This is a genomic window from Pluralibacter sp. (assembly GCF_019237635.1).
Lineage (GTDB): Bacteria > Pseudomonadota > Gammaproteobacteria > Enterobacterales > Enterobacteriaceae > Enterobacter_B.
On record NZ_JAFAGS010000074.1, the window covers coordinates 1 to 11,030 of the forward strand.

The 11,030-nt window shown below is 57.7% G+C and carries 10 protein-coding genes and 3 tRNA genes; 8 read left to right on the forward strand and 5 right to left on the reverse strand.

The annotated features are described in order from the left end of the window. The 7 genes from JO226_RS08915 to gpmA form a co-directional block, all read left to right on the forward strand. Positions 1-261, forward strand: a 261-nt coding sequence (locus JO226_RS08915) for a TOBE domain-containing protein (RefSeq protein WP_293547543.1), incomplete at its 5' end; no start/stop codon positions are given. A gap of 67 nt (positions 262-328) precedes the next feature. Beyond that, entirely contained in the window at positions 329-1,798 is a 1,470-nt protein-coding gene (modF, locus tag JO226_RS08920; protein WP_293547546.1) for a molybdate ABC transporter ATP-binding protein ModF, read from the forward strand. Between the two features lie 203 nt (positions 1,799-2,001). Beyond that, positions 2,002-3,018 (forward strand): UDP-glucose 4-epimerase GalE, encoded by a 1,017-nt coding sequence (gene galE / locus JO226_RS08925; protein WP_293547549.1) that lies wholly within the window; start codon positions 2,002-2,004, stop codon positions 3,016-3,018. 9 nt (positions 3,019-3,027) lie between these two features. Continuing rightward, positions 3,028-4,074, forward strand: coding sequence for a galactose-1-phosphate uridylyltransferase (gene galT, locus JO226_RS08930; RefSeq protein ID WP_293547551.1), 1,047 nt, complete (start codon positions 3,028-3,030; stop codon positions 4,072-4,074). Between the two features lie 2 nt (positions 4,075-4,076). After that, positions 4,077-5,225, forward strand: a complete 1,149-nt coding sequence (galK, locus tag JO226_RS08935) for a galactokinase (protein ID WP_293547553.1) — start codon at positions 4,077-4,079, stop codon at positions 5,223-5,225. Continuing rightward, on the forward strand, positions 5,219-6,259 hold the full coding sequence (gene galM, locus JO226_RS08940; RefSeq protein ID WP_293547556.1) for a galactose-1-epimerase: 1,041 nt from the start codon (positions 5,219-5,221) through the stop codon (positions 6,257-6,259). Before galK ends, galM begins: the two co-directional genes overlap by 7 nt. A 207-nt stretch (positions 6,260-6,466) precedes the next feature. Next, positions 6,467-7,219, forward strand: coding sequence for a 2,3-diphosphoglycerate-dependent phosphoglycerate mutase (gene gpmA, locus JO226_RS08945; protein WP_293547558.1), 753 nt, complete (start codon positions 6,467-6,469; stop codon positions 7,217-7,219). Between the two features lie 65 nt (positions 7,220-7,284). Here gpmA and aroG read toward each other — a convergent pair whose 3' ends face one another. Next, positions 7,285-8,337 (reverse strand): 3-deoxy-7-phosphoheptulonate synthase AroG, encoded by a 1,053-nt coding sequence (gene aroG / locus JO226_RS08950; protein WP_293547560.1) that lies wholly within the window; start codon positions 8,335-8,337, stop codon positions 7,285-7,287. A 173-nt stretch (positions 8,338-8,510) separates the two neighbouring features. On the opposite strand from aroG, the gene zitB reads away from it, so the two are divergent. Next, positions 8,511-9,461: a CDF family zinc transporter ZitB gene (gene zitB, locus JO226_RS08955; protein ID WP_293547563.1), complete on the forward strand. Its 951-nt coding sequence runs from the start codon at positions 8,511-8,513 to the stop codon at positions 9,459-9,461. Positions 9,462-9,513: 52 nt separating this feature from the next. Here the strand turns inward: zitB and nadA are convergent, their stop codons facing one another. From nadA to JO226_RS08975, 4 genes are all read right to left on the reverse strand, one after another. Further along, entirely contained in the window at positions 9,514-10,557 is a 1,044-nt protein-coding gene (nadA, locus tag JO226_RS08960) for a quinolinate synthase NadA (RefSeq protein WP_293547566.1), read from the reverse strand. 165 nt (positions 10,558-10,722) lie between these two features. Beyond that, positions 10,723-10,798, reverse strand: a tRNA-Lys gene (locus tag JO226_RS08965). Between the two features lie 22 nt (positions 10,799-10,820). After that, positions 10,821-10,896 (reverse strand) — tRNA-Lys (locus JO226_RS08970). A 48-nt stretch (positions 10,897-10,944) separates the two neighbouring features. Beyond that, positions 10,945-11,020, reverse strand: a tRNA-Lys gene (locus tag JO226_RS08975). Positions 11,021-11,030: the final 10 nt, after the last annotated feature.

The window sequence follows — 11,030 nt, forward strand, 5'->3', positions numbered from 1 at the left end:
GAGGTGCTGGTGCTGCTGAAAGCGCCGTGGGTGGGAATGACTCACGACCCGGCTGTCGCCACGGGCGCGGATAACCAGCTCAGCGGAACGATAAGCCATATTGAACGCGGCGACGTCCAGTGCGAAGTGTTAATGACCCTGCCTGACGGCCAGCCGCTGTGCGCTACCGTTCCGGCAGAGCAGGCCCGCAGCCTGAGCGAAGGACAGCAGGCCATTGCCTGGTTCAACGCCGACAGAGTGATCCTCGCCACCCTCTGCTGAGGACCTTGACTTTCACCAGCAGAACACGTATCCCTGTTTTAAATCGCTGCATAAAACGGGATACACAATGTCATCATTGCAAATTTCGCAAGGCACGTTTCGTCTTAGCGATACAAAAACGCTCTCTATCGAGGATTTAACCCTGCGCGCTGGCGAAGGCTGGGCTTTTGTCGGCAGCAACGGCAGCGGTAAATCGGCGCTGGCGCGGGCGTTGGCCGGCGAGCTTCACCTGTTGGCGGGCGTACGTCGCGGCGATTTTTCCCGCATCACCCGCCTCTCCTTCGAACAGCTGCAAAAACTCGTCAGCGAGGAGTGGCAGCGCAACAATACCGATCTCCTGAGCCCCGGCGAAGAGGATACCGGGCGGACGACAGCGGAAATTATTCAGGACGAGGTCAAAAACCCGGCGCGCTGCGCAGCGCTTGCCGATCGTTTCGGCATCAGCAAACTCCTCGACCGCCGCTTTAAGTACCTCTCGACCGGCGAAACCCGCAAAACGCTGCTCTGTCAGGCATTAATGAACGAACCGGACCTGCTTATCCTCGATGAACCGTTTGACGGTCTGGACATCGCGTCGCGTCAGGTGCTGGCTGAACTGCTGGCGACACTGCACCATGACGGCTATACCCTGGCGCTGGTACTGAACCGTTTTGATGAAATTCCGGACTTTGTGCTGCATGCGGGCGTACTGGCTGATTGTACGCTGCTGGAAACCGGTGAGAAAAACATGCTGCTTGAACAGGCGCTCATCGCACAGCTGGCGCACAGCGAGAAACTCTCCGGCATCACGCTTCCGGAGCCAGACGCCCCTCCCGCGCATCTGGCCCTGGCGGACTCGCTGCCGCGAATTGTGCTGCATGACGGCGTGGTGTCCTACAACGACAGACCCATCATCAACCACCTCTCCTGGACGGTGAATCCCGGCGAGCACTGGCAAATCGTCGGCCCGAACGGCGCCGGAAAATCCACACTGCTGAGCCTGGTAACCGGCGATCATCCCCAGAGCTACAGCAACGACTTGACCCTCTTCGGGCGCCGCCGCGGCAGTGGAGAAACCATCTGGGATATCAAAAAGCACATCGGCTACGTCAGCAGCAGCCTGCATCTGGACTACCGTGTCAGCACTAACGTGCGCAACGTGATCCTCTCCGGTTTTTTTGACTCCATCGGTATCTATCAGGCGGTGTCCGACAAGCAGCACAAGCTGGCGCAGGGCTGGCTGGATATCCTTGGTATGGACAACCATACCGCCGACGCCCCGTTCCACAGCCTGTCATGGGGCCAGCAGCGGCTGGCGCTCATTGTCCGCGCGCTGGTGAAACACCCGACGCTGCTTATCCTTGACGAACCACTTCAGGGGCTTGATCCGCTAAACCGCCAGCTGGTACGCCGCTTTGTCGATGTGCTGATAAGCGAAGGGAACACCCAGCTGTTGTTTGTGTCCCATCATGCGGAAGACGCGCCCGCGTGCATCACCCATCGTCTGGCCTTTATCCCCGAAGGCGACGGCTACGCGTACGCCATCGGCCCATGCTAATTGTCTCGCGGGGGGGCTGCTCCCGCGTTTTCAGATTAAGGCAGGATTTATTCGTTTTCATTTTGATTTATAATCAAAAATCTATGTGGCGGCATTCTAAATCGCTCAAGTGTAAACGATTCCACTAACACAGCATATGTCACACTTTTTGTATCTCTGTTATGCTATGGTTATCACATACCATAAGCCTAATGGAGCGAAAAATGAGAGTACTGGTTACAGGTGGTAGCGGTTACATAGGTAGTCATACCTGCGTGCAATTGCTGCAACAGGGTCATGACGTCATCATCCTGGATAATCTGTGTAACAGTAAGCGCAGCGTATTACCGGTGATTGAACGCCTGGGCGGCAAACATCCCTCCTTCGTTGAAGGCGATATCCGCAACGAAGCGCTGATGGCCGAAATTCTCCACGATCACGCGATTGACGCTGTGATCCACTTCGCCGGGCTGAAGGCCGTCGGCGAATCCGTCGCTAAACCGCTCGAGTATTACGACAACAACGTCAACGGCACGCTGCGCCTCATCGCCGCCATGCGCGCCGCCAACGTGAAAAACTTCATTTTCAGCTCCTCCGCAACGGTCTATGGCGACCAGCCGAAGATCCCGTATGTCGAAAGCTTCCCGACCGGCACGCCGCAAAGCCCCTACGGCAAAAGCAAACTGATGGTGGAACAGATCCTCACCGACCTGCAAAAAGCGCAGCCGGACTGGAGCATCTCGCTGCTGCGCTACTTCAACCCGGTCGGCGCGCATCCGTCAGGCGACATGGGCGAAGACCCGCAGGGCATTCCCAACAACCTGATGCCGTACATCGCGCAGGTGGCGGTCGGCCGCCGCGACTCGCTGGCGATTTTTGGCAACGACTATCCGACCGAAGACGGCACTGGCGTGCGTGATTACATCCACGTTATGGACCTTGCCGATGGTCACGTCGCCGCCATGGAAAAACTGGCCGACAAGCCGGGCGTACACATCTACAACCTCGGCGCTGGCACAGGCAGCAGCGTGCTGGACGTGGTTAACGCCTTCAGCAAGGCTTCCGGCAAGCCGATCAATTACCATTTTGCGCCTCGCCGCGACGGCGACCTCCCGGCCTACTGGGCCGATGCGAGCAAAGCTGACCGTGAACTGAACTGGCGCGTGACACGTAACCTTGATGAGATGGCGCAGGACACCTGGCACTGGCAGTCGCGCCACCCGCAGGGGTATCCGGACTAAGGAACAGTAATGACGCAATTTAACCCCGTCGACCATCCGCATCGTCGCTATAACCCGCTGACGGACCAGTGGATTCTGGTCTCTCCGCACCGTGCAAAGCGCCCCTGGCAGGGGGCGCAGGAAACGCCAGCGAAGCAGATGCTGCCCGCCCATGACCCGGACTGTTTTCTCTGTCCGGGCAACACCCGCGTCACCGGCGATAAAAATCCGTCGTATACAGGGACTTACGTTTTCACCAACGATTTCGCCGCGTTGATGACCGATACGCCTGCGGCGCCGGAAAGCGATGACCCGCTGATGCGCTGCCAGAGCGCGCGCGGCACCAGTCGGGTTATCTGCTTCTCGCCCGATCACAGCAAAACGCTGCCGGAACTGACGCTCGACGCGCTCACCGGGGTCATTGCCACCTGGCAACAGCAGACGGCAGAGCTCGGCGAACGCTATCCGTGGGTGCAGGTTTTTGAAAACAAAGGGGCGGCGATGGGGTGCTCGAACCCGCATCCGCACGGACAGGTGTGGGCGAACAGCTTCCTGCCTAATGAAGTCGAACGTGAAGATCGCCTGCAAAAAGCGTACTTCGCTAAACAGCGCGCGCCCATGCTAGTGGACTATGTCCAGCGCGAGCTGGCTGACGGCAGCCGCACCGTGGTGGAGACAGAGCACTGGCTGGCGGTCGTGCCCTACTGGGCCGCCTGGCCGTTTGAAACGCTGCTGCTGCCAAAGGCGCACGTGCTGCGTATGACCTCTCTTACCGACGCCCAGCGCAACGATCTCGCGCTGGCGCTGAAAAAGCTGACCAGCCGTTACGACAACCTGTTCCAGTGCTCGTTCCCCTACTCGATGGGCTGGCACGGCGCGCCGTTTAACGATGAAGATAACTCGCACTGGCAGCTCCACGCGCATTTCTACCCGCCGCTGCTGCGCTCCGCGACCGTGCGTAAATTCATGGTGGGTTATGAAATGCTGGCGGAAACCCAGCGTGACCTGACGGCAGAACAAGCCGCTGAGCGCCTGCGCGCGGTCAGCGACGTTCATTTTCGCGAATCTGGAGTTTAATAATGAGTCTGAAAGAAAAAACACAATCTCTGTTTGCTGAAAAATTCGGCTACCCTGCCAACCACGTAATTCAGGCGCCTGGCCGCGTCAACCTGATCGGCGAACATACCGACTACAACGACGGTTTTGTCCTGCCCTGCGCCATCGACTACCAGACGGTAATAAGTTGCGCCCCGCGTCAGGATCGTACCGTTCGGGTTATCGCCGCCGACTACGACAACCAGACGGACGAGTTTTCGCTGGATGCTCCTATCGTTACCCATGACAGCCAGCAGTGGTCAAACTACGTGCGCGGGGTGGTCAAACACCTGCAAAAGCGCAACCGCAACTTCAACGGCGTGGATATGGTCATCAGCGGCGATGTGCCGCAGGGCGCGGGGTTAAGCTCGTCAGCCTCACTGGAAGTGGCGGTCGGCACCGTTTTCCAGCAGCTGTATCACCTGCCGCTTGACGGCGCGCAGATCGCGCTCAACGGCCAGGAGGCGGAAAACCAGTTCGTCGGCTGCAACTGCGGCATTATGGACCAGTTGATTTCCGCGCTCGGCAAAAAAGACCACGCGCTGCTGATCGACTGCCGGACGCTGGGCACCAAAGCCGTCTCCATGCCGAAGGGCGCGGCGGTTATCATCATCAACAGCAACTTCAAACGCACTCTGGTCGGTAGCGAATACAACACCCGCCGCCAGCAGTGCGAGACCGGCGCCCGCTTCTTCCAGCAGCCTGCATTGCGCGACGTGACCCTGAACGAATTTAACAACGTAGCCCATGAGCTTGACCCAGTGGTGGCGAAACGCGTTCGTCACGTCCTGACCGAAAATGCCCGTACGGTTGAAGCCGCCTCGGCGCTGGAAAAAGGCGACCTGCGGCGGATGGGCGAGCTGATGGCGGAATCCCACGCCTCGATGCGCGATGATTTTGAAATCACGGTACCGCAGATAGACACCCTGGTGGAGATTGTCAAAGCGGCCATCGGCGACAAAGGCGGCGTGCGGATGACTGGCGGCGGTTTCGGCGGCTGCATCGTGGCGCTGGTGCCGGAAGCGCTGGTTCCCACCGTCAAAGAGGCCGTGGCCTCCCAGTATGAAGCCAAAACCGGCATCAAAGAGACCTTCTACGTGTGCAAGCCGTCACAAGGAGCGGGCCAGTGCTGAATGATAACTCCACGCTGGCCCCTGACGGCCAGCCCTGGCGGCTGATCACCCTGCGTAACAGCGCCGGTATGGTCATCACGCTGATGGACTGGGGCGCGACCCTGTTGTCAGCGCAGGTGCCGCTCAACGACGGCAGCCTTCGCGAAGCGCTGCTCGGCTGCGCCACGCCTGAACAGTATCCACAGCAGGCGGCATTTCTCGGCGCGTCGGTTGGTCGCTATGCCAACCGTATCGCCGACAGTCGCTATACGCTGGCGGGCGATGTCGTCATGCTGTCGCCAAGCCAGGGCGTAAACCAGCTGCACGGCGGGCCGGAAGGGTTTGACAAGCGCCGCTGGCAAATCGTCAGCCACAGCAACGCCAACGTGCTGTTCGCGCTGGCGTCCCCCGACGGCGACCAGGGATTTCCGGGCAATCTGCACGCCACGGCTCGCTATCAACTGACCGACGATAACCGCATCCGCATCGAATATCGCGCGACCGTCGATAAGCCCTGTCCGGTGAACCTGACCAACCACGTCTATTTCAACCTGGACGGCGAACAAACCGACGTGCGTCATCACCGTCTGCAGATTTTTGCGCAGCAGTATCTGCCGGTCGATGAAACCGGGATACCACGCGCAGGCCTGAAGGACGTCGCAGGCACCAGCTTTGATTTCCGCACGGCCAAAGTTATCGCCCAGGATTTCCTCAGCGATGACGACCAGCGCAAAACCAAAGGTTACGATCACGCGTTTCTGCTCAGTGCCAAAGGCGATGTGCAGCAACCCGCCGCGCTCGTCTGCTCGGCCGACGGTAAATTGCAGCTGAAGGTGATGACCTCCGCCCCCGCGCTGCAGTTCTACTCTGGTAACTATCTGGGCGGCACACCTTCCCGTAACGGCAGTGCTTATGCCGACTGGCAGGGGCTGGCGCTGGAAAGCGAGTTTCTCCCGGACAGCCCGAACCACCCTGAATGGCCGCAGCCGGACTGCATTTTGCAGCCAGGCGTTGAGTACGTCAGCCTCACCGAATACCAGTTTGTCGCCCTGTGATCCCCAGCCCTCCCTGATGGAGGGCCTTTTTTGTCCACCTTGCTGAAATTAGCGTCAGATGCCGACAAAAAAATAACTGCCGATTCACAAGCACCTTACACTGCGTCTCTATTTTCGCTATGGTTATGGTTAAGCGTTGCCGCTGGCCCGGTCACGGCAATATAATGAGAATTGTAATCATTCAATAAAGCTTGTGAGGAGTAAAACATGGCTGTAACTAAGCTGGTTCTGGTGCGCCACGGCGAAAGCCAGTGGAACAACGAAAACCGTTTCACCGGTTGGTATGACGTTGATCTGTCTGAGAAAGGCGTTAGCGAAGCGAAAGCGGCGGGTAAGCTGCTGAAGGAAGAAGGCTTCAGCTTCGATTTTGCTTATACCTCTGTGCTGAAACGTGCCATCCACACCCTGTGGAACGTACTGGACGAACTGGACCAGGCCTGGCTGCCAGTGGAAAAATCCTGGAAACTCAACGAGCGCCACTACGGTGCGCTGCAGGGTCTGAACAAAGCGGAAACTGCAGAGAAATATGGCGATGAGCAGGTTAAACAGTGGCGCCGCGGCTTCGCGATAACTCCGCCGGAGCTGACGAAAGACGACGAGCGCTACCCGGGCCACGACCCGCGTTATGCGAAACTGACCGACGCTGAGTTGCCGACCACCGAAAGCCTGGCGCTGACCATCGATCGCGTTGTGCCGTACTGGAATGAAACCATTCTGCCGCGTCTGAAAAGCGGCGAGCGCGTGATCATCGCCGCGCACGGCAACTCCCTGCGCGCGCTGGTGAAATACCTGGACAAGATGGGTGAAGACGAGATCCTCGAACTGAACATCCCAACCGGCGTACCGCTGGTTTATGAATTCGACGAGAACTTCAAACCGATTCAGCGCTACTACCTGGGCAACGCCGACGAAATCGCCGCAAAAGCAGCCGCCGTCGCGAATCAGGGTAAAGCGAAGTAATTTTCACCTGGTATAAAAAAGCGTGGATTAAATCATCCACGCTTTTTTATTGGCGCAACAGATAATTAGCCGCGACGCGCTTTCACCGCATTGGCCAGCTGATGCAGCACCGCATCAGTATCTTCCCAGCCGATGCAGGCATCGGTAATGCTCTTGCCATAGGTCAGCGGTTCACCGCTTTCCAGGCTCTGGTTACCTTCCACCAGATGGCTTTCGATCATCACGCCGATAATGGCTTTCTCGCCACCGACAATCTGCCCGCAAACGTCTTTCGCCACATCCATCTGCTTTTTGAACTGCTTGCTGGAGTTGGCATGGCTGAAGTCGATCATCACCTTCGACGGCAAACCGGCTTTTTCCAGCCCCTCTTTTACCGCTGCCACGTGATACGCGCTGTAGTTCGGCTCCTGGCCGCCGCGCAGGATAATATGGCAGTCGCCGTTGCCGCTGGTGTTCACAATCGCGGAGTGACCCCACTTGGTGACAGACAGGAAGCAGTGCGGCGCACCAGCGGCGTTAATGGCGTCGATAGCCACTTTAATCGTGCCGTCAGTCCCGTTTTTAAAACCGACCGGGCAGGAAAGACCGGAAGCCAGTTCGCGGTGCACCTGAGATTCTGTGGTGCGCGCGCCGATAGCGCCCCAGCTCATCAGATCCGCCATATACTGCGGGGTGATCATATCCAGGAATTCACCCGCCGCAGGCAGTCCGCTGTCGTTTATTTCCAGCAGCAGCTTACGCGCGATGCGCAGACCGTCGTTGATGTGGAAGCTATTGTCCATATGCGGATCGTTAATCAGCCCTTTCCAGCCGACGGTGGTGCGCGGTTTTTCAAAATAGACGCGCATGACGATTTCCAGCTCCCCCTTCAGCGCTTCACGCAGCGTCAGCAGGCGTTTGGCATACTCTTTCGCCGCAACCGGGTCGTGAATGGAACATGGGCCAATCACGACCAGCAGACGATCGTCCTGCCCGTTGAGGATCTTGTGGATCGCTTTGCGGGCATGGGAAACCGTGTTCGCGGCATTCTCGGTAGCAGGGAATTTTTCAAGGAGCGCTACGGGTGGTAATAACTCGTTGATCTCTTTAATACGTAAATCGTCATTCTGATAATTCATGGTATTTCCAGTCTTGCCATACTTATATGATTGAGTGCAATCCCTTCAATCTATCTCGACAATTGGTAAGTGTAAACTGGCTTTTACACTCCAGCCGTCATTTTTCTGCGGCGGGCGAAAAGTTCTGTAATGATATAATGCAATTACCTCAAAAAGTGATGCAGGACGATTTCATGGCGCATTCTCACTCTCATTCCACACCTCAGCCCCAGCGGGCAAATGACGGCAACGCCCGACGCTTATTACTGGCTTTCGTGATTACCGCTGGGTTTATGGTCGTCGAGGTGATTGGGGGGCTGGTGTCCGGTTCACTGGCGCTGCTGGCCGACGCGGGACATATGCTGACGGATGCGGCGGCGCTGCTGTTCGCGCTGCTGGCGGTGCAGTTTTCGCGCCGTCCGCCGAATGCCCGACACACCTTCGGCTGGCTGCGCTTAACGACCCTCGCCGCCTTTGTTAACGCCATCGCGCTGGTGGTCATTACCATGCTGATCGTCTGGGAGGCCTTCCAGCGTTTTCGCCATCCTCAGCCCGTGGCGGGCATGACCATGATGGTGATTGCCGTTGCAGGCCTGCTGGCCAACATTGTTGCGTTCTGGATCCTGCGCCGCGGCAGCGAAGAGAAAAACCTCAATGTCCGCGCCGCCGCGCTGCATGTGTTAGGTGATCTGCTCGGTTCAGTGGGTGCGATTCTTGCGGCACTGGTGATACTGCTGACGAACTGGACGCCCATCGACCCGATTCTGTCGATCCTCGTTTCCTGTCTGGTGCTGCGCAGCGCCTGGCGTTTACTGAAAGAGAGCCTGAACGAACTGCTGGAAGGCGCGCCGGGTTCGCTGGATATCCCGGCACTCAAACGTGGGCTCCGCCGCGAGATCCCCGAGGTTCGCGATGTGCACCACGTTCACGTCTGGCTGGTTGGCGAGAAGCCGATTATGACCCTGCATGTGCAGGTGATCCCGCCGCACGACCATGACGGGCTGCTGGCGCGCATTCAGCATTTCCTGGAACATCACTACCAGATTGCGCACGCCACCATCCAGATGGAGTACCAGCCCTGTAAAATGCCGGAGTGCCATCTCAACGAAACAGCCGCCAGACACGCTCATCACCACCACCATTAATGCACAGCGCGTGAGAGCCCCGCTCCCGCGCGCTGTGCAGACCTGACGCTATTTAGCCACGCAGTGTCGCCGCAAACGCCAGCATCCGGTTGAGCGGCAGCAGCGCGCCCTCACGCAGCGCAGCGTCGACGTGAATCTCATGGGCGCTACCGCCCGACTCCAGCGCCTGAGCGATGGCCTGCAGCCCATTCATCGCCATCCACGGGCAATGCGCGCAGCTGCGACAGGTTGCGCCTTCTCCGGCGGTTGGCGCTTCGAGCAGCTCTTTTTCCGGTACAGCCTGCTGCATTTTGTAGAAAATCCCGCGATCGGTCGCCACAATAAGCTGCGGATGCGGCAGCGCTTTCGCCGCGGCGATAAGCTGGCTTGTGGAGCCCACGGCGTCCGCCATATCGACAATCGCCTGCGGCGACTCCGGGTGTACCAGCACAGCAGCCTGCGGATAGAGCGCTTTCATGCGCGCCAGCGCCTGGGTCTTAAATTCATCGTGGACAATGCAGGCGCCCTGCCAGCACAGCACGTCTGCGCCAGTCTGCTTCTGCACGTAACGTCCAAGGTGTTTGTCAGGCGCCCAGATAATTTTCTCGCCCAGGCTATCGAGGTGTTCAATCAGCTCAACAGCGATGCTGGAGGTGACGACCCAGTCCGCTCGCGCTTTTACCGCCGCCGAGGTATTCGCGTAGACCACCACGGTCCGGTCGGGATGGGCGTCGCAGAACGCCTTAAACTCATCAATCGGGCAGCCTAAATCGAGTGAACACTCGGCCTCCAGCGTCGGCATCAGAATCGTTTTTTCCGGGCTGAGGATTTTCGCCGTTTCCCCCATAAAGCGCACACCAGCCACCAGCAGCGTAGAGGCCGGATGGCGGGCGCCAAAACGCGCCATCTCAAGGGAATCGGAAATGCAGCCGCCGGTCTCTTCCGCCAGTTGCTGGATTTCAGGGTCGGTGTAGTAGTGAGCCACCATCACCGCATCGCGCTCTTTGAGAAGACGTTTGATCTTCTCGCGGTAGAACTGCTTTTCATCCAAACCTAGCGGGACAGGCTTTGGCGGGAAGGGATAGATTGCGGCTTCTGGATCAAACATCACACTCATTATGGCTTCTCGTTTCACTGGCTTAACAATATTGCCTTTCTTTTGCATGACATGGCAAAACGTACGGCAATCGTGTTTCGTATACTAAACAAGATAGCGGATGTGCGATAAAAAGTCACCGGAAATGAAAAAGCAAAAAAGCGCCTTTAGGGCGCTTTTTTACATTGGTGGGTCGTGCAGGATTCGAACCTGCGACCAATTGATTAAAAGTCAACTGCTCTACCAACTGAGCTAACGACCCCTTGCGGGATTTTTCTTCGAAGTGGTGGGTCGTGCAGGATTCGAACCTGCGACCAATTGATTAAAAGTCAACTGCTCTACCAACTGAGCTAACGACCCATTCGGGTATTGACTTCGAAGATAATTTTACTCGGAACCACCAAAAAGTGGTGGGTCGTGCAGGATTCGAACCTGCGACCAATTGATTAAAAGTCAACTGCTCTACCAACTGAGCTAACGACCCGAGTGGTGGG